Source organism: Embleya sp. NPDC056575 (assembly GCF_042793325.1).
Lineage (GTDB): Bacteria > Actinomycetota > Actinomycetes > Streptomycetales > Streptomycetaceae > Embleya.
The window spans coordinates 83,605-107,174 of sequence record NZ_JBHTVA010000024.1 but is presented as its reverse complement, the minus strand read 5'-3'; the positions used below and the strand labels follow the sequence as shown (position 1 = coordinate 107,174).

Sequence of the window (23,570 nt, the reverse complement as noted above, 5' to 3'; positions counted from 1 at the left end):
ACAGACCCCAGGAGTTGATTGTGATTTCGATGCCCGCCCGCAAGCCACGACGGGCGTCGGCGGCGGCCACGAGAGGCACCCCGCTGCTTCTCGACCGCGGCCGGGCCAAGCACCGACTCGCGGACCACCGCTTCGACGTGCTCGTCGTCGGCGGCGGCGTCACCGGCGCCTACGCCGCGCTCGACGCGGCCTCGCGCGGCCTGGACGTGGCCCTGGTGGAGAAGGACGACTTCGCCTCCGGGACCTCCTCCAAGTCGTCGAAGATGGTGCACGGCGGCCTGCGCTACATCGAGCAGGGCAACGTCAACCTGGTCCGCCACTCGCTCCTGGAAAGACACCGCTTCCGCAAGAACGCGCCGCACCTGGTGCACCGCCTGCCGTTCCTGTTCCCGATCCTGGAGAAGGAGGGCGTCTTCGACGCCCGCCTCGCCAAGGGCTTCGAGGGCCTGCTGTGGACCTACGACCTGGTCGGCGGCTGGCGGATCGGCAAGCTGCACCAGCGGCTGACCGTCGACGAGGTCCTGGCCCACGCGCCGACGCTGCGCGCGGACCACCTCCAGGGCGGGCTGATGTACTTCGACGGCCGCGCCGACGACGCCCGCCTGGTGCTGACCATCGTGCGCACCGCCGCCGCGCTGGGCGCCACGGTGCTCAACGGCGCCACGGTGGACCGGATCCTGACCGAGCGCGGCCGGGCCGCCGGGGCCCGGATCGAGGTCGACGGCGAGCGCTTCGACGTGCGCGCCTCCGCCGTGGTCAACGCCACCGGCGTGTGGAGCGACACCGTCGACGGACTGGCCGACGACGACCACCGGCCGCAGGTACGACCCGCCAAGGGCGTACACATCGTGGTGCCGTGGCACAAGGTCCGGATCGACTGCACGGTCACCGTGCCCATCCCGGGCCGGGCGCGCCGCGCCACCTGCACCCGCTGGGGCGACGCGGTCGTGCTCGGCACCACCGACGAGGACTACCGCGGCTCGATCGACGACGTGCACTGCACCCGCCCGGAGATGGAGTTCCTGCTCGAAGGCGCCAACACCGCGTTCGAGGGCCGGCTCACCCCGGACGACGTGATCGGCAGCATCGGCGGCCTGCGTCCGCTGGTCGGCGGCAAGGAGGGCGCCACCCTCGACATGAGCCGCGACCACCACATCTCGGTCGGCCGCGGCGGCATGGTCACCGTCACCGGCGGCAAGCTCACCACCAGCCGGCACATGGGCGAACTGGTGATCGACAAGGTGATGCAGGTCCTGGGCCGCAAGGGCCGCAGCCGCACCACCAACCTGCCGCTGATCGGCGGCGCCGGCTACGACGCCGAGGCGGTCGCCGCGTCCGGCGGCCTGGCCGCACACCTGGGCGAGCGCTACGGCACCGAGGCCCGCTTCGTCTCCGACCTGCTCGCCGAGGACCCCGCGCTCGCCGAGCCGGTGGTCGCCGGCATGCCGTACATCGGGGCCGAGGTCGTCTACGCGGCCCGCTCCGAGATGGCCCGCTCGGTGGACGACGTGCTCTCCCGACGCACTCGCTCGCGCCTGTTCGCCCGCGACGCCTCGGCCGCCGCGGCCCCCGAGGTCGGCCGGCTGCTCGGCGCCGAACTGGGCCTGACCGCCGCGCAGATCGACCGCCAGGTCGCCGACTACCTCGCCGCCGTACGGCACGAGAAGGCGGTCCTGCTCGGCGAGCCCGAAGAACCCACATCCGCAGTGATCGCACCCCAAGGAGCCGCGAAGTGATCAGCAGGCAGACCATCACGAACCCGTTCAACCGCGGCGACTACATCGTGGGCGCGCCCACCCCGGCCAAGTGGGCCCGGAACACCCCGATCGGCACCGGCGACGCGTCGCTCCAGGGCCGCGTGGTCGAGGTGCCCGCCCCGGTGCTCGAGGACCTGCGTGCCGCCGCCAAGGCCGTGTACACCGACCGCGACGACGTGGTCGCCCGTACCCGCGACTGGTGGGCCGGCACCATGATCGGCGAGACCGACGGCCGCCCCGCCACCCCCGACGCGGTCGTCGTCGAGGTCGTCGACGCCGACCAGGTGGCCGCCGTACTGCGGATCTGCCACGCCGCCGGCATCCCGGTCACCGCCTCCGCCGGCCGCAGCAACGTCACCGGCGCGGCGCTGCCCGTGCACGGCGGCGTCGTGCTCGACCTGTGCGGCCTGAACCGCATCCTCTCCTTCGACGCCGAATCGCTCGTCGTCGACGTCGAGGCCGGCATGTTCGGCGACCTGTTCGAAAAGGAACTCCAGGAGACCCACGGCGTCACCACCGGCCACTGGCCGTCCGCCTTCGCCGTCTCCACCGTCGGCGGCTGGATCGCCTGCCGCGGCGCGGGCCAACTCTCCACCCGCTACGGCAAGATCGAGGACATGGTCGTCGGCGTCGACGTGGTGCACGCCGACGGCACCCGGGCCACCTACGGCGACTACCCGCGCGCCGCCACCGGCCCCGACCTGCGGCAGATCTTCATCGGCTCGGAGGGCACGCTCGGCGTGATCGTCTCCGCGCGCATCCGGGTACACCCGCTGCCCACCTACGCCAAGGCGCTCGCGTTCGGCTTCGACACCTTCGCCGAGGGCCTGGACGCGTGCCGCAAGATCATGCAGCGCGGCGCCACCCCGGCGGTGTTGCGCCTGTACGACAAGCTGGAGAGCGGGGTGCACTTCGACCACCCCGAGACCAACCTCCTGCTGATCGCCGACGAGGGCGACCCGATCCTGGTCGACGCGATGCTCGAGGTCAGCAAGGAGGTCTGCCTGAGCTACGGCCCCGAACTGGACAGCGACGCGGTGTTCGAGCGCTGGCTCAAGGACCGCATGCTGGTCGGCAAGTCCTCCGACGGCTTCACCCCGGGGCCGGGCTTCGTCGCAGACACGCTGGAGATGGCCGGGTCGTGGACGGCGCTCGGCGAGGTGTACGACGAGGTGGTCGCGGCGATCCAGGCGGTGCCCGGCACGCTCGCGGCCTCCGCGCACCAGTCGCACGCGTACACCGACGGCGCCTGTGTCTACTTCTCGCTGCGCGGCGACGTGGACCGGCCCCGGCGCCGCGACTGGTACCGCGCGGTGTGGGACGCGGCCAACGAGGTGCTGATCCGGCACGGCGCCGCGCTCAGCCACCACCACGGCTGCGGACTGCTGCGCGGCCCGTACCTGCCCGCCGCGCTCGGTGCCGGGTTCGACACGTTCGCCAAGGTCAAGGCCGGCCTGGACCCGGCCGGAATACTCAATCCTGGCAAACTGGGCCTGCCCAACCGCTTCGACGCGTGAGGCGGCCGAGACCCAGCCCAGGTAGGTCATGAACGCCAGTCGACGCCCCGCGAGCGCGCCCCGGATGTCCTCCGTGCTCGCGTCCGCCTTCGCCGAGGTACCCGTGATCGCGTCGATCATCGGACCCCAGCGCCTGCAGAACTTCCTCGGCGCGCCCGCACAGGTGTGCATCCTCGCGTCCATCCCGGTCGGGCAGCTGCCGAACATCGTGCAGCTGCTCGGCAGGGCGGGCAAGACGGTGTTCGTCAACGTGGACAGCTGCCCCGGCCTGGCCCAGGACAAGGGCGCGCTGGAATTCCTCAAGGCGATGGGCGCGCACGGCATGGTCAGCACCCGACTCTCGCTGATGGAGAAGGGCCGCCCGCTCGGGCTGCTGACCATGCAGAAGGTGTTCGTCACCGACCGCTCCAACATGCGCCGCAGCACCGACGCGATCGCGCGCGGCGGCCCCGACCTGGTCGAGATCATGCCGTCGCCGATCGTGGCCCGGATGACCCCCGAGGCCAAACGCGCGATGTCGCCGTTCGTCGCGGCCGGCTTCGTGGAGACCGCCGAGGACGCGGCCGCCGCGCTCGCGCTCGGCGCGGTCGCCGTGGCCACGTCCGACCCCCGGTTGTGGGACCTGCGGCGCGACCGGCTCGGCGCGACCGCGCCGGCCCCGCCCCCTGCTTCTTCCGCTCCGTAGTACGTAGGAGAACCACCCTTGAGTTACGTAGTCGTCGCCCGCTATCTCACCCATCCCGACGCGCAGGACCGGGTACTCGCCCTGCTCGACGAGATGACCCGCCACTCGCTGGCCGAACCCGGCTGCCGGAGCTATCGCGTACACCAGGGCACGGAGGACGCCCGGACGATCGTGCTCGTCGAGGAGTACGACGCCGAGGCCGACTTCACCGCGCACTGCGCCTCCGCGCACTTCCGGGAGATCGTGCTCGGCAAGGTGGTGCCGCTGCTGGCGAGCCGGGACGTGGTCCGGCTCACCCCGCGCGAGGTCGCGCCGTGAGGATGCGGGCCGCCGTGCTGCGCGCGACCTCGCAGGCCCGGCCGTACGGGACGAGCCGGCCGGTCGCGATCGAGGACGTGGAACTGGGCGAGCCGCGCGCGGGCGAGGTGCTGGTGCGGATCGCCGCCGCGAGCCTGTGCCACTCCGACCTGTCCGTGGTCAACGGCGACCGGGTCCGGCCGCTGCCGATGGCGCTCGGGCACGAGGCGGTCGGCGTGGTCGAGGCGGTCGGGCCCGGGGTGGACCGGGTCGAGCCGGGGGAGCACGTCGCGCTCGTGTTCGTGCCCAGCTGCGGCCACTGCGTGCGGTGCGACGAGGGCCGGCCGGCGCTGTGCTCGGCCGCCGCGGCGGCCAACGGCTCGGGCGGGCTGCTGCACGGGCCGTCGCTGCTCCGGGACGCGGACGGCGCGGTGGTGCACCACCAGCTCGGGGTGTCCGCTTTCGCCGAATTCGCGGTGGTGGCGCAGGAGTCGGTGGTGCCGATCCCTCGCGACGTGCCATTCGAGGTGGCGTCGATGTTCGGCTGCGCGGTGCTGACCGGGGCGGGTGCGGTGATCAACACGGCGGCGGTACGGCCGGGCCAGTCGGTCGCGGTGTTCGGCCTCGGCGGGGTCGGCCTGTCCGCCGTGCTCGGCGCGCGGGCGGCCGGGGCGTACCCGATCGTCGCGGTCGACCCGGTCCCCGCGAAGCGCGACCTGGCCGTGCGGCTCGGTGCGTCGCACGCGTACCACCCGGAGGAGGCGGTGGACGCGATCGGCGGCCTGGTCGGCGACGGCCTGGACGTGGTGATCGAGGCGGTCGGCAGCGCCGGCGTGATCGCGGACTGCCTGGCGGCGGTGGGTCGAGGCGGCCGGGTGGTCTCGGTCGGCCTGCCGGCGCCGGGTCGGCGGTTGGACGCGGTGCCGGCGCTGGCCTTCGCCGGCGAGGGCAAGTCCCTGATCGGCTCGTACATGGGCGACGCGGTCCCCCGCCGCGACATCCCCCGCTACCTGGCCCTGTGGCGGGCCGGGCGGATGCCGGTCGAGCTGCTGCACACGGGCACGGTCGAACTGGACGACCTGAACGAGGCGATGGAGGAGCTGGCAAGCGGCGAGGCCATCCGCCAGGTGATCCGCACGGGAGCCGCGGTGGCGGCCGGGCGGTAGGCCCCGGGGGTGCGTGCCCCGGTCACTACGCCAGTGCGCTCAGGTGGTCGGGGTGGGCGGCGGCGACATCGTGGGCGGCTCGGACGAAGGCGGCGACGGCCGGGGATCGTGAGGTCTCCGGCCAGGCGACCACGACCGTGCTGGGGCTGAGGCCGGTGACCGGCCGATACGCGATGTCCGGGCGCTGGTGGCGCTTGGTGGTGGACAGCGCCAGGAACGCCACCGCCTGGCCCAGCGCGACCACCTCCAGAAGTTGCTCGACGCTCGCCACGAGCGGCCCCTCGGCAGTGTCGGCCGGCGCCGAGTCCGGGTGGCCGTCGCCCGCTTCCGCCCCGTCGCGTCCCGTGTAGTAGGCGAGGGTGGCGGGGGCGGCCCCCTTCCAGCGCGGGATCGGTTCTCCCTCCAGGTCGGCCGGCCGCAGTCGCCGACGCGCGGCCAGGCGGTGCGCGGCGGGGAGAACGGCCAGTCGCGGCTCGACCACGAGCGTCTGGGAATCCAGCCCCCGACCGTCGAACGGGCTGCGCAGCAGCGCCACATCGGCACGGCCGTCCCGCAGCATGGCGATCGGCTCCCCGCTGCCGCCGACCACGACCTCGGGCGGCGGCAGACGCGAACCCGTTCCCCGGTAGGCGTCGAGGATCTCCCGCAACAGCCCCGCATCGCCTCCCGGCTTGACCGCCACGACGAGTCGGGGGGTCGGCTGACCGGCCCGACGTGCCCGCCGGGCCGCCGCGTGCACCGCGTCGACCGCGATCCGGGCCTGGTCGAGCAGCACCCCACCGGCGGTGGTCAGCCGCACCCGCCGGGTGGTGCGCTCCAACAGGCGTACACCGAGCCGGGATTCCATGTGGGCGATCGCCTTCGACAGCGGGGGCTGCGCCATCCCCAGGCGTTCCGCGGCCCGGCTGAAGTTCAGCTCCTCGGCGACCGCGATGAAGTACCTCAGCTCCCGCACCTCCAGCTCACTCATATCCGTGGACTATAGATCCAGAGTCGTCCGGTCTTTCACCGCCGCCCGTGGGTCAGGGGAGGCTGGGTGCCATGACGACGACTTCGCAGCAGACCGCCCTGATCACCGGCGCGAACAAGGGCATCGGCAAGGAAACGGCGCGCGGGCTCGCCGCCCTCGGCATCACCGTGTTGATCGGCGCCCGCGACGCCGAGCGGGGCGAGGCGGCGGCCGAGGAGCTTCGCGCCGACGGCGCCGACGTACGGTTCGTACCGCTGGATGTCACCGACGAGATGTCGGTCCAAGCCGCCGCCAGGCGGATCGACGCCGCGTTCGGCCGCCTCGACATCCTCGTCAACAACGCCGCGATCGCCGCCGAACCGCGAAAGCCGAGTGAAACCCCCGCCGCCACCGTCCGGCAGGTCTACGAAACCAACGTATTCGGCGTCATCGCGGTGACCCACGCCATGCTCCCGCTGCTACGCCGCTCCGCCGCCGCACGGATCGTCAACATGTCCAGCGAACTCGGCTCCCTCACCCACCTGGCCGACCCGGGCAGCCCGTGGGCCCCGTACTCCTCGACCCTCCTCCCCTACTGCACCTCGAAGAGCGCCCTGAACGCGATCACCGTGCTCTACGCCAACGAACTGCGCGCCGAAGGAATCCTGGTCAACGCGGTAAGCCCCGGCTACTGCGCGACCGACCTCAACCGCCACACCGGCCAACGCACATCACAGGAGGGCGCAACCGCCGCAGTCAACGCGGCAACCGCGGACAAGCACGGCCCAACGGCCGCCTTCCTGACCGAGACCGCCCCGATTCCCTGGTAAAACCCTCGCCCCATCCCCACCCACTCCGCCCGGCTGGCGCTTGAGGCCAAATCAGCCCCGCCGGCGCTTGAGGCGAAACAGCCCGGCCGGCGTTTGAGGCCAAGTAGCCCGGCCGGCGCTTGAGGCCACCTCGGCCGGAGGCCGGGGGCACTCAGCCCGGCCGGCGCTTGAGGCCAAAAGCCGGGCCGGCGTTTGAGGCCGTCGTGGTGGGCCGCGGAGCGCGCCCTCACGCCCTCGCGAGGAGCGCCGGGCGCAGGTCGGCCGGTTCGACCGCCGCGAGCGAGGCGACCACGCGGCGACCCGGCGCGGCCGGGATCGGGGCGGTCGTGCGCACCGCGACCACCGCGCAGCCGGCCGCTTCCGCCGACGTGACGCCGACCACCGTGTCCTCGACCGCGACGCACGCGCTCGGCTCGACCCCGAGCGCGGTCGCCGCGGCCAGATAAGGGGCGGGGTCGGGCTTGGTCCGCGCGACGTCCTCCGCCGCGACGGTGACCGCGAAACGCGCCGACCCCAACGCGTCCCGCACCAGGTCCACCACATGCCGCGGCGACGCGGACACGATGGCCAGCGGCACCTCGGCCTCGGCCAGCGCGTCCAGCAGGGCCACGACGCCCGGCAGCGGCTCGATCCGACCCCGCACCCGGTCGGTGAACGCCGCGTCCAGCGCGTCGGACAACTCGTGGACGCACGGCCCCTCGGGCACCACCGCGTGCAGGTAGGTCGCGGTGTGTGCGATGGCGTGGCCCACCACGTCGGCCGTGTCGGTCGGTCCCAGCGCGTAGCCGACCCGCCCCGCCACGTCCTCGACCGCCTCCCACCACAACTGCTCGGTGTCGACGAGGGTGCCGTCCATGTCGAACAACACGGCGGCGGGCAGAACGCTGGACACACTGACTCGTTTCGACGCGCGTTTCGCTGCGTGGAGCGCGGACGTCCCGACCCTCTCAGCCCGACGTGAGCACAGTGCCAAGGCCGGGTTGCGGGCGCGTGAACGTGTGCGAACCCCGCCGTCACGCAGCGCGAGCACGACGGCGCTAAACCACCGCGGCGCGCAACGACAGTACGTCGGGCAGGTGCTGGGCGATGCGCTCCCAGTGCTCGCCGCCGTGGTGCCCCCGGTAGATCTCGCCGCTGCGCGAGCCGAAGTACAGGCTGGTGACGTCGGCGTCGTCGGCGCACATCGCGTCGCGCAGGACCGCCGTCCAGAACCCGTCGGGCAGGCCGTCGGACAACGCGGTCCACATCTCGCCGGCGTCGTCGCTGCGATAGACCCGACAGCGCCCGTCGATCGGGAAGCGCATCGCGTCGGCGGTGAGCGGGACCACATACACGGTGTCCGGTCGGCGCGGGTGCACCACGATCGTGAAGCCGAAGTCGGCGGGCAGGCCCTCGGCGATCGACCGCCACGTCGCGCCCGCGTCGTCGCTGCGGTAGACCCCGTGGTGGTTCTGCAGGAACAGCCGGTCGGGCCGCTCCGGATGCCGGGCCACCTTGTGGACGCACTGGCCGTATTCCGGATACTCGTCCGGCTGGAAGCTGACGTGGATCCCGGTGTTGGACGGATGCCAACTGGCCCCGCCGTCCTCGGTGACGTAGACCCCGCCGGTGGACATCGCCACCACGATCCGGCGCGGGTCGGTGGGGTGCGGCAGCACGGTGTGGATCGCCTGACCGCCGAAGCCGGCCCCCCAGTGCGGACGGTGCGGGTGGTCCCACAACGCGCGGACCAGTTCGAAGGAGCGCCCACCGTCCGCGGAGCGGAACAGCGCGGACGGCTCCACGCCGGCGTAGACCACGTCGGGCTCGGAACTCGCCCCCGGCACCAGTTGCCACACCCGCTCGACCGACGCGCCGGCGTCGGCCGGGAAGCCGACCCGCCCCAGGTCCGGCTCGCGCCAGGTCGCGCCGAGGTCGTCGCTGGTGACCACGACCGGGCCGAAGTGCTCGTTCACCACGCCCGCCATCACCCGGGGCACCGGCCCCCGCGTATCGATCGCGACCGAGTAGACGCCGGTCATCGGATGGTGCGGCCCGGTGAACTCCCAGGGCTCGGCGCCGTGTGAGCGACCGAGCCACAAGCCCTTGCGGGTGCCGACGGCGAGCAGGACGGACTTCGTCACGATGACCTCCAGGCAGCGCTTCCCAGGTGGGAAACGCTACGCGCCACCGGTGACATTCGCCCGATTCGACGCTCTTGTCGGCCTGATTGCCCCACCCGAGCGCCGCACTACGGCAGCGGGCGCCGGCCCGCGAAGCCCAGGTCGGTGCGGTGGTACCAAGCCAGTTCCCGGTCCCCCTCCAACCAGCACAACAACACCGGTACGCCGTCCAGGTCGGCGGGGAAGTCGACGAGCAGCGGCGCGAAGCCCTTGAGCTCCGCGCCGGTCTGCTGAATCCGGGTCATCAGGTCGTCGAGCCGCGCCTGCGTGCCCTTGAGCTCCGGCAGACCGCCCAGTTCGGTACGGGTCCCGCCCGGCTCCAGCGCCGCGGCCAACTCCGCCGCGTCCGCGCGTACCACGATCAGTTCGTCGAGCACCGGCATCAGCCGGGCCAACTCCGCGCGTGCCTCGTCCACCGTGAACAGACCCATGGCGCACAGCCTCCCATGCCCGCCGGGGAGCGGCGTCGGCGCCGGGTCACCGATCGGCGCGATGGGAGGTTCGGCCCACGCGCCGCGCGCCCCGCCGTTCCATCCGGACCGAGGCTAGACGCCCGGCCAGGAACCGTGGTTGGTGTGCACGCCGAGGACGCCGCCGGCGGCTTCGGCGCGCGTCGTGTTGTCCCGCTCGATGCGCAGACCGTCGTGCGTCGCGGTCCGGGTGCGCGCGCGATCGCGCAGGGCGAGGAAGACGATCAACACACCGACGACGAGGAGCAGGTCGGCGACGAGCATGACGGTGATCACGGCGGCTCCCGAGGAGTGGATCGGCGGCCGGGCGACCCGGACCACCCCTACATGATCCATGCCCGTTCCGACCGGGTCGACCCCTGTCCCGCACAGCGGGCGGCCAGCGCGCGCAATCGGGCCTCGTCGCCGTCCACCGAGGAGTCCAGGCGCAGGATCTCCTGCACGAAGGTCCGGTTGATCGGCCGGCAGCGGATCTCCTGGGCCGCCGTGACCTCGGCGTCCAGCAGCGCGGTGACCGCCTCGCCGCGCCGACCCAGCGCGGCCAGGGCCCGGGCGAGGTCGATCAGGTGCCGGGCCTGCCTGCCGCGCGGCAGCACGGCGAGCGCGGCCGGGTCCAGCCGACCGTCGACGGCCCGCCCGTACTCGCCGAGCAGCACCTGCGCGGTGACCCGGCACAGTGGCACCTGGATCGCGCCGGGATCGATCCGCTCCGCCGCGTCGAGGAGGTCGCGCGTGCCCGAACGATCGCCGAGCCGCGCGGTGGCCAACGCGGCGCCCAACCGCAGGGTACGCAGCGCCGCCCGCCCGGCCGCGCCGCGCGGGCCCAACGCGGCGGCCAACTCCGCCTCCACCTCGAGAGCGAACTCGGCGGCGGCCCCGGCCCCTTCGTGCCCGACCATGGCCGCGGTCAGCCGATCGGCGGCGCGCGCGAGCACCACCGCGTCGCCGCCGCGCCCGGCCGCGGTGACCGCCCGGTCGGCGGCGCGCCAGGCCAGGTCGGCGTCGCCGAACACCTGCGCCGCGGCGGCGGCCAGGGTCAGCGCGCCGGCGCGCACCACCATCGGCGCGAGCGGGTCCGCCGCCCCCTCTCCGACGGGCGCGGCCGTCGCGGCCCCGGTTCCCACCAGGATCGGCGGCACCACCCGATCCAGGCACAGGTAGTCGGCCGCGGCGTACGCGGTCCACCCGTACGCCAACTCCCGCCGCAAAACCCCGAGATCGGGCGGCTCGACGGGGGCGCCCGCGGTCGGCGCGAAGTCCGCCCGGCGCAGCGCGGCCCGGACCGCCGCGAGCGGATCGTGGTCGACGCCCTCCCGGTTCGGCTCGGGAGGCAGCAGGCGGTCGATTCCGATACGCAGGACGGCCGCCGCCCGCGCGAGTACCGACAGCCGCGGGTCGGCCTGCCGGTGGCCGGCCTCCACGTCCTCGACCCAGCGCACCGATCGGCCCATCAGACGCGCGAATTCGGCCTGCGTCAGGCCCCTGCGCGTGCGCCAGTACGCGATCTGCCGGCCGATCCCACCCACGGTGTGCATGCCGTACCCACTCCTTTGGGTAGCGCCGAATGCGTGTTCGGTAACCTATGTGCGGAATTCGCTCCGCCGCTCGCCGCTTGTGCGCTGTATGTGACGCACGGGTAGGAAGTTCCCCACGCACACTGCGTGGATTGTGTCGGGTGCCTCACCGGTACCTTCGGCCGGGTCGCGGCAACCGCAATTTCGGGCCCGGTTGCCCTTGCGGGAGAGTCGATGAGAAAACTGATGCGCGCCCCTCGGGCCGACCGGACCGGGGCGGCTCGCTCGCGGCCGCGTCGGACCTTCACCATTCGGACCCTGCTGGTCCTGCTGACCGTGGTGCCGCTGGTGTCGATGGTCGCCCTGTGGGCGATCGCGACCTATCGGCTCGCGGATCACGCGAGCGGTTTGGACAACGAGGTCTCCGTGGCCGAACGGGCGGGCACGCCCAGCTACAACACGATGATCTCGCTCCAGGCCGAACGGCGGCTGACGGCGACCTGGATGGCCAAGCCCACGCCCGCCGCGGCCGACGCGCTGCGCGGGCAGCGGGTCAAGACCGACGAGGCCGTGAAGCAGTTCGTCGCCTTCGCCAAGAGCGGCGCGCGCGAGACCCCGGGCAACGCGGTGCGCCGCGCCCGCGAGGTGGCCGCGGAGTTGGCGCAACTTCCCGACGCGCGTCGCCAGGTGGACTCCATCGGCGCGATCGGCCGGGACCGCTGGATCAAGTTCTATACGAGCCAGATCGCCGATCAGATCTCGGTGGTCCAGGCGCTGGCCGAGACCTCGGACACCGACGTCACCTACGCCGGGCAGTTCCTCGTCATCCAGTTCCGCGCCGGGGAGGCGCTGGCGCAGGAGGACACGCTGGTGTCGTTCTCGTTGCCCGCCGGGCGGCTGAGCCAGCCGGACTACGCCGCGTTCGTACAGAACGTGGGTGTGCGTCGGCACTCGATCGAGGACGAGATCGAGCCCTTCCTGCCGCCGGCGTCACGGGCCGGCTATCTGGCGCTGACCCAGACGCCGGCCTGGCACGACCTGGTCTCGATGGAGAACGCGATCATCGCGACGGTCGACGCGCCGCGTGAGGCGCGCGCCACCGGCAGCGGTATCCCGATCCCGGCCGAACTGGCCAGCTGGCGCAGCGTTCTCGACCGACTCGCCGAGCCGGCGTCGGCCTTCGACTTCGCCCGTGTGGACCAGGTGTTCGCGGCCGGCGACGACGCCACCTCGGACACCTGGAACCAGGTGTACCTGCTCAGCGCGATCGGCCTCGCCTTCGTGCTGATCGGCGGCGTGTTGTGCTGGCGGATCACCCGGGCGGTGCGGCGGCGGTTGTTCCTGCTGCGCGACGCGACGGTGGAACTGGGCACACACCGGCTGCCGATGGTCATCGAGCGACTGCAACGCGGCGAGCGGGTCGACCTCGCGGTCGAGGCGCCGGACGTGGAGGCGGGTCGGGACGAGATCGGCCAGGTCGCCTCCGCGTTCAACTCCGCGCAGCGCGCGGCGCTGGACGGCGCGGTACAACTGGCCCGACAGCGCGAGGGTTTCGCGAAGGTCTTCGTCAACACGGCGTTGCGCACCCAATCGCTGGTGAACCGTCAGATCGGCGAGTTGGACACGATGGAGCGCCGGCACCAGGATCCGGAGCTGCTGCGCGAGTTGTTCACCATCGACCATCTGGCCACCCGACTGCGGCGATACGAGGAGAACCTCGTGGTGCTCACCGGCAACCGACCGGGCCGACGCTGGAGTCGCCCGGTCCGCATCGTGGACGTGGTGCGCGGCGCGGTCGGCGAGGTGGAGGACTACCACCGGGTCGAGGTGTACTCGGATCCGGACGTGCTGCTGTCCGGGCCGGCCGTGGGCGGGGTGATCCACCTGCTGGCCGAACTCGTGGAGAACGCCACGATGTTCTCGCCGCCGGACACGCCGGTGCATGTGCGCGCGGCGGCGGTGGCCAAGGGGTTGGTCATCGAGATCGAGGACCGCGGCCTGGGCATGTCCGAGACGGAATACGAGGCGGCCAACCGGCAGTTGGCGGTGCCGACCACGTTCGACGTGATCGCGCTCGCCGACGACGTGCGGATGGGCCTGTTCGTGGTCGCGCAGCTGGCGGACCGGTTGGGCGTCGGCGTGACGTTGCGACCGTCGCCGTACGGCGGCACGCTGGCCATCGTGTTCGTGCCCGACGAGCTGATCACCCGCGAGAGCGGCGTCCCCGACGAACCGGACCGCGCGGCGGGGCCGTTCGAGGCGGCGACGGCGATCGGGGCGGTACAACCGGCTCCGGAGCCGGACCCCGCCTCGACGCACGAGGCGAACGAAGGCCCCGATTCCGTACCGGAGTCGCCGGGTCGGCCGCACCCCGAGCCGGTGGTGCGCTCGCTGGACCGGGTCCCGATGCCGGCCGAACACACCGAGCCCGCACCCGCCGAACCCGACGTGTGGGTACGCCCGACCGCGCCGACCGGCACCGATCCCGGTCCGGTCGCCTCCCCGGAGCCGGCCCCGGCTCCGTCTCCGAGGCACGCACGCGCGGCGACCACACCCACGACCGCGCCCGCCGTCGAGGAGACCACCCCCGACGGCCGCCGCGCGCTGCCCCGCCGGGTGCGCCAGCGCAACCTGCCGATGCCGCTGCGTACCGAGACCGCCACCACGAGCGAGGGAGGGGCGCGAACCGAGGCGAAGCCCTCCTCACCGCGGGAAGCTGCGGCTACCTTGTCCTCGTTCCGATTCGCGAGCCAACGTGCGCGCGAGGCATCCGAACCGACCGCGGCCGACGACGAGTCCGCGATCGCGACCGAACCCGGAACCGGGACCGAGCCCGCTCCGGGCACGCGCCCCGTCGCCGGAAGCACCACGCACCCTGGGGAACCGTCATGACGAACACGCACGATCTCGCCGGCGGCATGGCCACCACCGCGACCGACAGCCGCCTGGACTGGTTGTTGACCGACCTGGTCAAGCGCGTCCACCAGACGCGGCACGCGATCGTGCTGTCCGAGGACGGCCTGCTGATGAGCCGGTCCGAGACCATCCCGCGCGACGACGCCGAGCAGTTGGCCGCCGCGGCGGCCGGCCTGCAGAGCCTGGCCCGCAGCATCGGCCGGGGTTTCGCGGGGGGTTCGGTGCGCCAGACGCTGGTCGAGATGGACGACGCCTTCCTCTTCCTCACCGCCGCGGGCACCGGCGCGCATCTGGCCGTGCTGGCCGAACAGAGCGCGGACGTGGGCGTGGTCGCGTTCGAGATGAACATGTTGGTGAAGAAGGTCGGTGAATACCTCGGCACCCGGCCACGCGGTGACGAGGGCGGCACTCGATCCGGTGGTCGAGCGTGAGATCCGGGTGGGATCAGTCCTGGGACGAGGACGCGAGCCCGGTGGTGCGCCCGTACACGCTCACCCGGGGGCGGACCAAGGCGGTGCGCGACGCGGACCTGACCCTGATCACCCTGGTGACCACGGTCGACCCGGACGAGCCCGCGGTCCGGTCCCCCGGGGCCGACGAGTCGTCCCCGGGGCCGCGGCGCAAGCCCCGCGACGGGCGCGGCCGCCAACCCGAGCATCAGCGGATCCTGGAGTTGTGCCGGGAACCGCAGGCCGTCGCCGAGGTGGCGGCCCTGATCGATCTGCCGGTGAGCATCACCAAGGTGCTCGTCGACGACCTGCTCCGCGACGGCCTGGTGACCGTGCGCGCCCCGCTGGCCTTGGCCCGCACTCCCGATACCGCCCTGCTGAAAAAGGTACGTGATGGTCTCCTTCGGCTCTGACCGGCTGCCCGAGCGCGCGGCGGCGGTCAAGATCCTGATCGCGGGCGGATTCGGGGTCGGCAAGACCACGCTGGTCGGCACGGTCAGCGAGGTTCCGCCGCTGCACACCGAGGAGATGATGACCGAGGTCGGCGTCGGCGTCGACGACACCGTCGGCATCGAGGCCAAGTCGCGCACCACGGTCGCGCTCGACTTCGGCCGCATCACCCTGTCCGAGGAACTGGTGCTGTACCTGTTCGGTGCCCCCGGTCAGGAACGGTTCTGGTCGTTGTGGCACGACCTGGCGATCGGCGCGCTGGGCGCGATCGTACTGGTGGACACCCGCCGCCTGGAGGCCGGTTTCGGCAGCATCGACTTCTTCGAGCGGCGCGGTATCCCCTTCGTGGTCGCGATCAACCGCTTCGACGAGGCGGTGGAGTACACCGTCGACGAGGTCCGCGACGCGCTCGACCTCGACCCCGAGGTGCCGATCGTGCCGTGCGACGTGCGTACGCGCGGGTCGGGGCGCGACGTACTGCTCGCGCTCGTCGACCACCTCCTCGGCGTTCCGGTGTCGGCCGGCGCCGGTCGGGCACCGGCCGGCGCGGCCGGCGTGTGAGATCCGATCGATCGCGTCGGGGTCAGTGCACCGTGACCCCGACGCGGACGACCGGTCGGGCGGCCGAAGTACCCAGCCCCTTGGGCCCGTAGCACACCCGGGGTACCGCGGCCGGCTCGACCGGCGCCCGGGCCGCGCCCGACCGCGCGCCCTGTGCGATCGCGCCGACGCCCGGTCGCGGTGCGGGCGGCGCGAACCGCTTCCCGACCTGCTGCGGGAACGGCACCGGCGACCTGGGGTCGGCGTAGCGCCTGCACTCCCGATGCCACTTCAGGATCGCCGCGTTCCAGTCGCCGAGCGCCGCCGCGTAGCCGTCCAGCGCTTCCCTGGCCGCCGCACTCAATTCCAGGTCCCGGTACATGGCGGGGAGTTCGGTCGCCACCACCCGCTCGAACTCGCGCATCCGGGACGTCATCAGGTCGTTCACGATGGCCAGCGCGTGGTCGAAGTCGCAGCCGAAGAAGTTCTGCACGACCAGGAGCAGGTTGTGCAGCTCCCCCTCGACCTCGATCTCCTTGCGGTAGGAGAACACGTCGTTGATCATCCAGCCGAAGTCGGCCGCCGAGTTCTCCATCGCCTGCATCGCCCGTGAGCGGTAGGCCTGTTCGGGCACCACGTCGCCGTGGGTCAGCCGGGACAGGCTCTTGGTCAGGTCGGAGCCGAACGTACGGCGACGCATCTCGATGTAGTCGACCGGATCCGGGATGCGGTTCTGCGCGGCGTTGGCCAACTCCCACAACCAACTGTCCAGCATGTCGTCGACGGCACACCGGAACCTGCGTCGCGACGCCGGCGGCATCGGGCCCGCCGTGCGTGTCCACAGGTCGACCAGGCCGCGTTCGATCGCGTCCGTCGGCGCGGGCGCGGCCTCGCCGTCGACCGGCATCAGGGTCTTCAACCGCTCGGTGTAGGCCTTGGCGCCGGCCTGGTCGTGCGAGCGCCCGAAGACGATCGGGTAGTAGTCGTCGCCGTAGGTCCCCCACGCCAACCACTGGGCACCGAGGTCCAGTTGCTCCGGCGAGGCGGCCGGCGCGATGCCCGCCGCGCACAGCGCCAGGTCGAAGTCGCGCAGTGCCCGCTCGTCCCAGACGCCCTCGTCGAGGATGCCCGTGCGCCGACTCCACTCGACGAGGTTGTCCCGGGCGCCGTCCAGGTGCGGGTTCAGGCGCGGCTCGAACGGGATGTGGAAGTCCGGGATCTCGTACGGTGCGACCGGCTGGAACGGCACGTGTGTGTGGCCGCGCAGGGCGCTGTTCAGTCCGGCCACCAGGCCCGGCAGCATGCGAGCCGCCGAGGTGCCGATGCCCTGCGGGCCGGCCAGGACCCCGGGGACCGTGAGGGTGCCGCCCACCTCGGTGGCGCCGTTCATGTAACGGCTGGAGCGCATGTGCCACTCGTGGCCGCCGGACTGCCAGTCCTGGAGGCCCTTGACGTAGGCCATCACATCGATGCGGGACCGCGGGTCCAGGCCGTATTCGGCGAACAGCGGCGGGAGTTCGGTGAAGGTGGTGTGCTCGAACTGGTGCAGGCGCGAGGTGAGCAGTTCGTTGACCGCGTCGGCCGCCTCCTGGGTGGCGCAGCCGAGGAACTTCTCGAAGACCAGGACCGCGTTGGCGTTCTCGCCCTCGTTCTCCACCTCGCGCTGGTAGGAGAACAGGTCGTTGCGCAGGTGCACGGCGTCGGCGAAGGTGTCCTTGAGCACCCGCATCGGCCGGCTCGCGGCGATCACGGCGGGCACCTCGGCGTTCGCGGCGTATTCCACCAGGTTGGCCGACCACGGCGCGCCGCCCACCTTGCGGCGCATCTCGATGTATTCGACCGGGTTGGCCACCCGTCCCTCGTTGATGTTGGCCAGTTCCCACAACGACTCCTCGAGCAGCGCCCGCGTGCTCGCGGCGAATCGCTCGCGCCAGGCCCGCGACATGCTCGGCACGGTGCGCGCCCACAGGTCGGCCAGGCCCTCCTCGACCTGGTTGATCGGCTCGGGGATCGGCGTGCCCGGGTCGACCGGCATGAACGCGCGCAGCCGTTCCAGGTATGCCTTGGCGCCGGCCATGTCGTGGGTGCGCTTGAACACGTCCAGGAAGTGGTCGTCGAAGAAGAAGACCCAGACGTACCAGTCGGTGACCAGGTCGAGTTGCGGGCCACCACAGTCGGGATGGGTGTACGCGCACAGCAGCGCGTAGTCGTGCGAGTCGAAGTCGCGCTCGTCCCAGATGTTCGAGCCCTCGATCATCCGCATCCTGCGGGCCCACGCCTTGGAGTGCAGGCGCGCGCCGTCGAGATGCGGATTCAGTCGTGCCGGGTACGGCACGTAGAACTCCGGGAGTTCGAAGGGTTGTGACATCGATGCGCCCCTTTCGCCAGGGCACACCGTAGGGTCGCGCGCGGTCGAACGGGCCTTCGTCGCACCGGTTCTCGCTCGATCAGGTGAAACCGGGCCGGCACAGGATTGACGATCTTCACCGGCAGGCATAGGGCGCGCCCTCCGGGGCCGCGGGGGCGCGTGGCGGGCGCGCGGCGCGGCGGGTGAGGATGGGCGCATGACGACATCGCAGCGGCTCACCCGCATTCCCGCGCCCGAGGGCGTCGCGCCGGGTCGGGGGTACACCAACGTGGTCATCGGCACCGGCCGAGTGGTCGCGATCTCCGGACAGATCGCCCTGGACGAACACGGCGAGCTGGTCGGCGCGGACGACCCGGGCGCGCAGGCCCGCCAGGTGTTCGAGAACCTGCGCCGCTGCCTGGCGGCGGTGGGCGCGACCTTCGACGAGGTAATCAAACTGACCTACTTCCTCACCGACATCGCCGACCTGCCGGCCGTCCGGGCGGCCCGGGACGCGTACATCGACCCGGAGCGGCTGCCCGCGAGTTCGGCGATGCAGGTCGCGGCCCTGGTCCGGCCGGATCTGCTGCTGGAGATCGAGGCGTTCGCGGTGCTTCCCGAGCCCGAACCGGCCGCCGAATAGGGCTCGGCGCCGGCCCGCGTCCGGGCGCGAATCGATGCCGGCATCATGGCCGGGCAGGTCGGCCCGCCGTGCGCGCGGGCTCCCGACGGTTCCCGAAGGGTGGCGCCAAGTGCTCGTGCAGGTGAGCGTGGTCGGCGACGAAGGCATCGAAGTAGCGGCGTTGCAGCGGTGGTTGGCCATAGACCCCGACCTCCGCGGCGGCGCGGTGACCAGCTACGCCGAGGACGACGCGACCGGCACCATGGGCGCCACCCTCGACGTGGTCAACGTCGTGCTGAGCAACGGCATCGGCCTGTCCGGTCTGCTGGTGGCGATCGCCGGCTGGCGCCGCTCGCGCGCACCGATCACCGGCGCCGGCGGCCCGGACATCGTGGTGCGCCGGGGCGATGTGGAGGTCGTGCTCTCGGAGGCGACGGAGGACGACATCGCCCGGGCCGTACGGGCCCTGGAGGCCCCCGACGGCTCCGCGTGACGACGCGCTCCGGGTCCTGACGGGCCATCAAAAACGCCCGACGGCCGACCGTTGGGCCGACCGTCGGGCGTGCTCGGGGATACGCCCGGACGAGGCGCGGCTAGACCAGCGCGTCCACCGGCTCCGCGGCCAGGACGCCGGCCGCGATCGCCTCGTTCAGCCATTCCGGGAATTCCAGGAGGAGTTGGTCGTACAGCTCCGCGTCACGGAGCGACCGCGGATCCTGCCCGGCGTGGAAGAAGCCCGCGTTGTCCACCACGCGCTGCTCCGGCACGGTGAGTTCGTCCAGCTTGCGCAGGAAGTCGAAGCCCTTGGACTCGGGGTCGCCGAACCCGAGGAACTGCCAGAAGATCGGCAGCCCGGCCGCGTCGCACAGCGCCTTCGCGGCGGCCGGCCGGCTCGTCGGCGCGCCGTCGGTCTGGAAGATCACCAGGGCCGGGTCGGTGCTGCCGGACGCGCGGTAGTGCTCGACCACCCGGGCGATCGCCCAGTGGTAGTTGGTCCGGCCCATGTGGCCGTAGGAGCCGTGCAGTTCCTCGATCCGGCCCACGTGGTTGCCGGGGTCGAGGTCGGCGACGCCGTCGATGTCGGTGGAGAAGAACACCATCGGGACGACGGCCTCGCCCAGTTGCCCGGACAGTGCCAGCGTCTGGTCGGCCAGGTGCTGGACGGTGCCGTCCTTGTAGTAGGAGCGCATCGAGCCGGAGCGGTCCAGGACGAGGTAGACCACGACGCTGCGGCCGGTGAGGCCGCACTTGGCCACGGCCGCGGCGGCGGCCTCGGCGCGGCCCGAGGTCGCGGGCGCGGGCTCCTCGGCGCGGGCGGACGGGACGGGGGCGACGGCGGTGGGCGTCGCGGCCGGGGTCGGCTCGGTCTCGGCGGCGGGCGCCTCGGACTCCGGGGCCGCGGACTCGACCTCGGCGGTCGGCGTGACGACCACCTCGGCCTCGGCCGGCTCCGCCTCGTCACGGGTCGTGATCGACTGTGCCGGCACGGGGATCGACATCGGGGCGGCCTCGGCGGCGACCGACTCCGCCCGGGACTCGGGGATGACCACCGACTCGGGAACGACCCCCGACTCGGCGACGACGGGCTCGGGCTCGGGCACGTGTACCGGCTCGGGCTCGGGTACCCGCACGGGCTCCGGCTCGGGCTCCGGTTCCGGTTTCGTCAGGGCCGGCGGTTCCGGGACGACCTCCGGCTCAGGCGTGATCGGCGCGTCCGACGTGTGGTTCGCCTCCGCTGTCGTGCTCGCCTCGACCGCCGTGGCCGGCTCCGGTGCGGGGCGTGCCGCCGGCTCCACGACCGCGTCCGTCGCCCCGGGTGTCTCCGCCGTCTCGCGGGACGCCCGCGAACGAAAGACGTTGCGCAGCAGACTCCTCAAACCCATCGGCGAATCCTTACCTGTGTGAGGGACGCCGCCCCGATCATCAGGACGGTTACGTAAGGCTAGTCATGGCGCCGGCCGCCCGGCGGCCGACCCGCGCGTACGACACCCGACCGCCCCCCGAACAGCCGAAGGATCGCCCCTCACACGCCGGCGAGCAGCACGAACGCCGCGTCCACGGCGGTGCAGGCGGCGGCCACGTCGTCGTCGGTGAGCGCCGCCGAGACGAACCAGCACGCCGAACCGGCCGCGTTGACATGGATTCCGCGCTCCAGCAACGCGTATCGGAACAGGGCGTAGCGTGCGTCGTCGTTCACGGTCGGGCCCCCACCGGCCCGCGTCGACGCATCGTCGGCGGAGAAGACCACCTGGAACATCGCCCCGACGCCTTGCACCACACAGGGAATTCGCCGATCCCGGGCGGCCCGTCGGATCGCCTCCATCACCCGGGTGCCGGCCGCGTCGATGTGCGCGGTCACCGCCGGATCGCCGAGTTCGCCGAGCGTGACCAGCGCGCCCGCCGCGCACAGCGGCGAACCGTTGTACGTGCCACCGTGCTTGATCCGATTGGCGCCGATCTCGCTCATCACGTCCTGTCGGCCGACGAACGCCGCGATCGGCAGGCCGCCACCGAGTGCCTTGGCGTAGACGGCGAGATCGGGGATCACGCCGAACAACCCCTGGGCTCCGCCCGGTCCGGTGCGAAAGCCGGTGCAGACCTCGTCGAAGATCAGCAGGATCCCGCGTCGGGTGCACTCCTCGCGCAGCGTCTCCAGGTATCCGGGCACGGGCATGGCGCACGCGTTGTTGGCCATGATCGGCTCGCAGATCACCGCGGCGAGTTCGCCCCGATGCGCGTCCAACACCTCGCGCAGGATCTCCGCGTCGTTCCAGGGGCAGACCACCACGTCGGCGAGCACGCCCTTCGGCACGCCCGGCGAGTACGGGTGTGCGCGCGGTCGCGCGTACGGTCCGGCCTCGGCGGCGCGCGGCCCGGTGGAGACCGCGAGCGTGTCGGCCCATCCGTGGCAGTGGCCCTCGAACTTCAGCACCCGGTCGCGGCCGGTGAAGCCGCGCGCCGCGCGGATCGCCCCCTGGATCGCCTCCGACCCCGAGTTGGCGAACCGGACGAGGTCGGCGCACGGGATCATCGCCCGCATGGTTTCCGCCAATTCGATCTCCGGTACGGTGCCCGCGCCGAACATGGTGCCGTTGGCCAACACGTCGGCCACCGCCGAGGCGATCCGCGGATTGGCGTGCCCCACCACCGCGCAGCCGTACGAAATCAGATAGTCGACATACTCGTTCCCGTCCACGTCCCAGATGTGCGCGCCCTTTCCGCGCGCGATATACAGCGGATAGGGATAGGACCCGGTGGTGGTGACCCGGCCGGACGAGGCCGTTCCGCCCGCCAGGGATCGTCGGGCCCGATGGAAAAGCGCCCGGCTGGTTTCGGTCGACTCGGCCGAGATCACGAAATTCGCCACCTTTGCTCGCGACGCCCGCCCGGGACACCGCGTGGGTTTACTTCGCCGCCGGCGCTCCCGGGCGCCCGGGATCCCGCGCTCGCCCGGGCCGAGCGCGCGCGGCCCGGGATCCGCCCGGCGGTCGGCTGCGAGCCGGGGCATCGGCCGGCCCGGCGAAAAGCCGGGTGTCTCCGGATATCCGGGCTCGGCAAATCCGTCGATTCGGTCTTCGGCATATGGAATTCCCCCGCGTCGGTCGTGTCTTTCGGTCGGTCGAACGGGTGGTCGCGGAAAGCGGAGGGTCGTCTCGCATTTCCGGGTGAAAACCACGTGACCGAACGGAAAACGGAGCCTGATCGAACCGATACGAGAAATATCCAGAAGGGGACCGGTCCATGCGCGGGTCGGACGGATTGGCCGGATCACTCCCCCGGCCGACCGCGCCGACCGCGCACACCGGGGCGGATTCACGCCACGCGGCGAGGGCCGCGCCACCGGCCGTCCGGCCCGGCCGGCGGGTTCAGCCGAGGAAGGTCAACCGCACCGTGCGGTCCGGGTTGTCCCGGTTGGTGTCCACCATCGTGACCGACTGCCAGGTGCCCAGCGCGAGTTCGCCCGCGATCACCGGCAGGGTCGCGTGCGGCGGGACCAGCGCGGGCAGCACGTGATCGCGTCCGTGGCCGGGGCTGCCGTGTCGGTGTCGCCACCGGTCGTCGGCAGGCAGCAGATCCGCGAGCAGTGCGAGCAGGTCCTCGTCGCTGCCCGCGCCGGTCTCCAGGATCGCCACCCCCGCGGTCGCGTGCGGCACGAAAACGTTCAGCAATCCGTCCCGTCCCGCCGCCGTCTCGCGCAGGAATCGCGCGCACATCCCGGTCAGGTCGTACACCCGCTCCCGCCGCCCGGTACTGACCTCGAACACCCGCGACACATTCGTCTCCGCCATCCCCCCATGCTCACCCGAACCCCGGCCGCCGCCGCGCAGCCACACGCTCTCCCGGCGGATTCCTTTGCTTTCGGCCGAATACGTACGGACAATGTGCGGCAGTACCTACCTGTCGGTAAGGAACTGTCCGAGGAGGGGAAGGCGCATGGCTCGGCGCTACCAGTGCGGTCTCGACGCCGCCATGGACGTCATCGGCGGCAAGTGGAAGGCGCTGATCCTGTGGGCGCTGCACACCGAGGAGCGGCGGTTCGGGGAGCTGCGCCGCGCGGTGCCCGGGATCAGCGAGAAGATGCTGATCCAGCAGCTGCGCGAGATGGAGACGCGGGGCATCGTGCACCGCGAGGTGTTTCGGGAGGTCCCGCCGAAGGTGGTCTACTCGCTGACCCCGCTGGGCGAGTCGCTCAACGAGGCACTGTTGCCGCTGGGCGTGTGGGGGCAGGACCACGAGCAGCACATCACCGCCACCGCGCCCTCGACCACCGCGACGCCGGATCCGGCGCGGCCCGCCGCCTAGAGGTCGTTTCCGGGCGAAGTTTCCGGAGGCGGCGAATGCTCGGGAATAGCGTCGAACGGTCTGCTATACCCGCGCGGCGCACTCTGGGTGAGTCGT

At 72.3% G+C, this 23,570-nt stretch carries 23 protein-coding genes; 13 read left to right on the top strand and 10 right to left on the bottom strand.

What is annotated here, in order from left to right:
• Window positions 1-20: 20 nt before the first annotated feature.
• Genes ACFRCG_RS20545 through ACFRCG_RS20525 form a run of 5 tightly spaced genes read left to right on the top strand, consistent with a single transcriptional unit; the run spans window position 21 to window position 5,422 of the window.
• Complete coding sequence (locus ACFRCG_RS20545) at window positions 21-1,736, top strand: glycerol-3-phosphate dehydrogenase/oxidase (protein WP_380033384.1); 1,716 nt, start codon at window positions 21-23, stop codon at window positions 1,734-1,736.
• Window positions 1,733-3,274 carry an FAD-binding oxidoreductase gene (locus tag ACFRCG_RS20540; protein ID WP_380033382.1) on the top strand — a complete coding sequence of 514 codons (1,542 nt, stop codon included), beginning with the start codon at window positions 1,733-1,735 and terminating at the stop codon, window positions 3,272-3,274. Before ACFRCG_RS20545 ends, ACFRCG_RS20540 begins: the two co-directional genes overlap by 4 nt.
• Window positions 3,275-3,302: 28 nt before the next feature.
• A complete protein-coding gene (locus tag ACFRCG_RS20535) occupies window positions 3,303-3,959 on the top strand; it encodes a glycerol-3-phosphate responsive antiterminator (RefSeq protein WP_380033380.1) in 657 nt (218 codons plus the stop codon).
• Between the two features lie 18 nt (window positions 3,960-3,977).
• Window positions 3,978-4,277: a putative quinol monooxygenase gene (locus tag ACFRCG_RS20530; protein WP_380033378.1), complete on the top strand. Its 300-nt coding sequence runs from the start codon at window positions 3,978-3,980 to the stop codon at window positions 4,275-4,277.
• Window positions 4,274-5,422, top strand: coding sequence for an alcohol dehydrogenase catalytic domain-containing protein (locus ACFRCG_RS20525; RefSeq protein WP_380033376.1), 1,149 nt, complete (start codon window positions 4,274-4,276; stop codon window positions 5,420-5,422). Before ACFRCG_RS20530 ends, ACFRCG_RS20525 begins: the two co-directional genes overlap by 4 nt.
• A 25-nt stretch (window positions 5,423-5,447) precedes the next feature.
• Here the strand turns inward: ACFRCG_RS20525 and ACFRCG_RS20520 are convergent, their stop codons facing one another.
• A complete protein-coding gene (locus ACFRCG_RS20520; protein WP_380033374.1) occupies window positions 5,448-6,392 on the bottom strand; it encodes a LysR family transcriptional regulator in 945 nt (314 codons plus the stop codon).
• A gap of 71 nt (window positions 6,393-6,463) precedes the next feature.
• On the opposite strand from ACFRCG_RS20520, the gene ACFRCG_RS20515 reads away from it, so the two are divergent.
• Complete coding sequence (locus tag ACFRCG_RS20515) at window positions 6,464-7,201, top strand: SDR family NAD(P)-dependent oxidoreductase (RefSeq protein WP_380033373.1); 738 nt, start codon at window positions 6,464-6,466, stop codon at window positions 7,199-7,201.
• 226 nt (window positions 7,202-7,427) lie between these two features.
• Here ACFRCG_RS20515 and ACFRCG_RS20510 read toward each other — a convergent pair whose 3' ends face one another.
• The 5 genes from ACFRCG_RS20510 to ACFRCG_RS20490 all read right to left on the bottom strand — a co-directional run bounded on the left by ACFRCG_RS20510 (window position 7,428) and on the right by ACFRCG_RS20490 (window position 11,368).
• The gene (locus tag ACFRCG_RS20510) at window positions 7,428-8,093 is read right to left on the bottom strand and encodes an HAD family hydrolase (RefSeq protein ID WP_380033371.1); all 666 of its coding nucleotides are present in this window, start codon (window positions 8,091-8,093) and stop codon (window positions 7,428-7,430) included.
• A 145-nt stretch (window positions 8,094-8,238) separates the two neighbouring features.
• The gene (locus ACFRCG_RS20505) at window positions 8,239-9,324 is read right to left on the bottom strand and encodes a WD40/YVTN/BNR-like repeat-containing protein (protein WP_380033369.1); all 1,086 of its coding nucleotides are present in this window, start codon (window positions 9,322-9,324) and stop codon (window positions 8,239-8,241) included.
• A gap of 107 nt (window positions 9,325-9,431) precedes the next feature.
• Window positions 9,432-9,794, bottom strand: a complete 363-nt coding sequence (locus tag ACFRCG_RS20500; RefSeq protein ID WP_380033367.1) for a DUF2203 domain-containing protein — start codon at window positions 9,792-9,794, stop codon at window positions 9,432-9,434.
• Window positions 9,795-9,908: 114 nt separating this feature from the next.
• Window positions 9,909-10,169 carry a hypothetical protein gene (locus ACFRCG_RS20495; RefSeq protein WP_380033366.1) on the bottom strand — a complete coding sequence of 87 codons (261 nt, stop codon included), beginning with the start codon at window positions 10,167-10,169 and terminating at the stop codon, window positions 9,909-9,911.
• Window positions 10,157-11,368 (bottom strand): helix-turn-helix domain-containing protein, encoded by a 1,212-nt coding sequence (locus ACFRCG_RS20490; RefSeq protein WP_380033364.1) that lies wholly within the window; start codon window positions 11,366-11,368, stop codon window positions 10,157-10,159. The genes ACFRCG_RS20495 and ACFRCG_RS20490 overlap by 13 nt, the downstream gene beginning before the upstream one ends.
• A 213-nt stretch (window positions 11,369-11,581) precedes the next feature.
• On the opposite strand from ACFRCG_RS20490, the gene ACFRCG_RS20485 reads away from it, so the two are divergent.
• From ACFRCG_RS20485 to ACFRCG_RS20470, 4 genes are read left to right on the top strand one after another with little or no spacing between them, the layout of a single operon-like run.
• Window positions 11,582-14,239: a nitrate- and nitrite sensing domain-containing protein gene (locus ACFRCG_RS20485; RefSeq protein WP_380033362.1), complete on the top strand. Its 2,658-nt coding sequence runs from the start codon at window positions 11,582-11,584 to the stop codon at window positions 14,237-14,239.
• Window positions 14,236-14,694, top strand: coding sequence for a roadblock/LC7 domain-containing protein (locus ACFRCG_RS20480; protein ID WP_380033360.1), 459 nt, complete (start codon window positions 14,236-14,238; stop codon window positions 14,692-14,694). The genes ACFRCG_RS20485 and ACFRCG_RS20480 overlap by 4 nt, the downstream gene beginning before the upstream one ends.
• On the top strand, window positions 14,691-15,125 hold the full coding sequence (locus ACFRCG_RS20475) for a DUF742 domain-containing protein (RefSeq protein WP_380001206.1): 435 nt from the start codon (window positions 14,691-14,693) through the stop codon (window positions 15,123-15,125). Before ACFRCG_RS20480 ends, ACFRCG_RS20475 begins: the two co-directional genes overlap by 4 nt.
• Window positions 15,106-15,723 carry an ATP/GTP-binding protein gene (locus ACFRCG_RS20470; RefSeq protein WP_078974303.1) on the top strand — a complete coding sequence of 206 codons (618 nt, stop codon included), beginning with the start codon at window positions 15,106-15,108 and terminating at the stop codon, window positions 15,721-15,723. The genes ACFRCG_RS20475 and ACFRCG_RS20470 overlap by 20 nt, the downstream gene beginning before the upstream one ends.
• Window positions 15,724-15,745: 22 nt before the next feature.
• Here ACFRCG_RS20470 and ACFRCG_RS20465 read toward each other — a convergent pair whose 3' ends face one another.
• Window positions 15,746-18,070 (bottom strand): germacradienol/geosmin synthase, encoded by a 2,325-nt coding sequence (locus ACFRCG_RS20465; RefSeq protein ID WP_380033358.1) that lies wholly within the window; start codon window positions 18,068-18,070, stop codon window positions 15,746-15,748.
• Between the two features lie 196 nt (window positions 18,071-18,266).
• On the opposite strand from ACFRCG_RS20465, the gene ACFRCG_RS20460 reads away from it, so the two are divergent.
• Window positions 18,267-18,692 (top strand): RidA family protein, encoded by a 426-nt coding sequence (locus ACFRCG_RS20460; RefSeq protein WP_380033357.1) that lies wholly within the window; start codon window positions 18,267-18,269, stop codon window positions 18,690-18,692.
• 109 nt (window positions 18,693-18,801) lie between these two features.
• Window positions 18,802-19,164 (top strand): hypothetical protein, encoded by a 363-nt coding sequence (locus ACFRCG_RS20455; RefSeq protein WP_380033355.1) that lies wholly within the window; start codon window positions 18,802-18,804, stop codon window positions 19,162-19,164.
• Between the two features lie 100 nt (window positions 19,165-19,264).
• Here the strand turns inward: ACFRCG_RS20455 and ACFRCG_RS20450 are convergent, their stop codons facing one another.
• The 3 genes from ACFRCG_RS20450 to ACFRCG_RS20440 form a co-directional block, all read right to left on the bottom strand.
• On the bottom strand, window positions 19,265-20,554 hold the full coding sequence (locus ACFRCG_RS20450) for a VWA domain-containing protein (protein WP_380033353.1): 1,290 nt from the start codon (window positions 20,552-20,554) through the stop codon (window positions 19,265-19,267).
• A 140-nt stretch (window positions 20,555-20,694) separates the two neighbouring features.
• Window positions 20,695-22,026, bottom strand: coding sequence for an aspartate aminotransferase family protein (locus ACFRCG_RS20445; RefSeq protein ID WP_380033351.1), 1,332 nt, complete (start codon window positions 22,024-22,026; stop codon window positions 20,695-20,697).
• A gap of 511 nt (window positions 22,027-22,537) precedes the next feature.
• A complete protein-coding gene (locus tag ACFRCG_RS20440; RefSeq protein ID WP_380033349.1) occupies window positions 22,538-22,960 on the bottom strand; it encodes a secondary thiamine-phosphate synthase enzyme YjbQ in 423 nt (140 codons plus the stop codon).
• A 145-nt stretch (window positions 22,961-23,105) separates the two neighbouring features.
• Between ACFRCG_RS20440 and ACFRCG_RS20435 the strand changes: the two genes are divergently transcribed.
• Complete coding sequence (locus ACFRCG_RS20435; protein WP_380033347.1) at window positions 23,106-23,474, top strand: winged helix-turn-helix transcriptional regulator; 369 nt, start codon at window positions 23,106-23,108, stop codon at window positions 23,472-23,474.
• Window positions 23,475-23,570: the final 96 nt, after the last annotated feature.

Bases quoted from the DNA above. Each gene is read 5' to 3' on its own strand.
- ACFRCG_RS20465 (WP_380033358.1), bottom strand. From the start codon at position 18,070: ATGTCACAACCCTTCGAACTCCCGGAGTTCTACGTGCCGTACCCGGCA.
- ACFRCG_RS20435 (WP_380033347.1), top strand. From the start codon at position 23,106: ATGGCTCGGCGCTACCAGTGCGGTCTCGACGCCGCCATGGACGTCATC.
- ACFRCG_RS20470 (WP_078974303.1), top strand. From the start codon at position 15,106: ATGGTCTCCTTCGGCTCTGACCGGCTGCCCGAGCGCGCGGCGGCGGTC.
- ACFRCG_RS20480 (WP_380033360.1), top strand. From the start codon at position 14,236: ATGACGAACACGCACGATCTCGCCGGCGGCATGGCCACCACCGCGACC.
- ACFRCG_RS20490 (WP_380033364.1), bottom strand. From the start codon at position 11,368: ATGCACACCGTGGGTGGGATCGGCCGGCAGATCGCGTACTGGCGCACG.
- ACFRCG_RS20515 (WP_380033373.1), top strand. From the start codon at position 6,464: ATGACGACGACTTCGCAGCAGACCGCCCTGATCACCGGCGCGAACAAG.
- ACFRCG_RS20535 (WP_380033380.1), top strand. From the start codon at position 3,303: ATGAACGCCAGTCGACGCCCCGCGAGCGCGCCCCGGATGTCCTCCGTG.
- ACFRCG_RS20460 (WP_380033357.1), top strand. From the start codon at position 18,267: ATGACGACATCGCAGCGGCTCACCCGCATTCCCGCGCCCGAGGGCGTC.
- ACFRCG_RS20500 (WP_380033367.1), bottom strand. From the start codon at position 9,794: ATGGGTCTGTTCACGGTGGACGAGGCACGCGCGGAGTTGGCCCGGCTG.
- ACFRCG_RS20440 (WP_380033349.1), bottom strand. From the start codon at position 22,960: ATGGCGGAGACGAATGTGTCGCGGGTGTTCGAGGTCAGTACCGGGCGG.
- ACFRCG_RS20450 (WP_380033353.1), bottom strand. From the start codon at position 20,554: ATGGGTTTGAGGAGTCTGCTGCGCAACGTCTTTCGTTCGCGGGCGTCC.
- ACFRCG_RS20495 (WP_380033366.1), bottom strand. From the start codon at position 10,169: ATGGATCATGTAGGGGTGGTCCGGGTCGCCCGGCCGCCGATCCACTCC.
- ACFRCG_RS20485 (WP_380033362.1), top strand. From the start codon at position 11,582: ATGAGAAAACTGATGCGCGCCCCTCGGGCCGACCGGACCGGGGCGGCT.
- ACFRCG_RS20520 (WP_380033374.1), bottom strand. From the start codon at position 6,392: ATGAGTGAGCTGGAGGTGCGGGAGCTGAGGTACTTCATCGCGGTCGCC.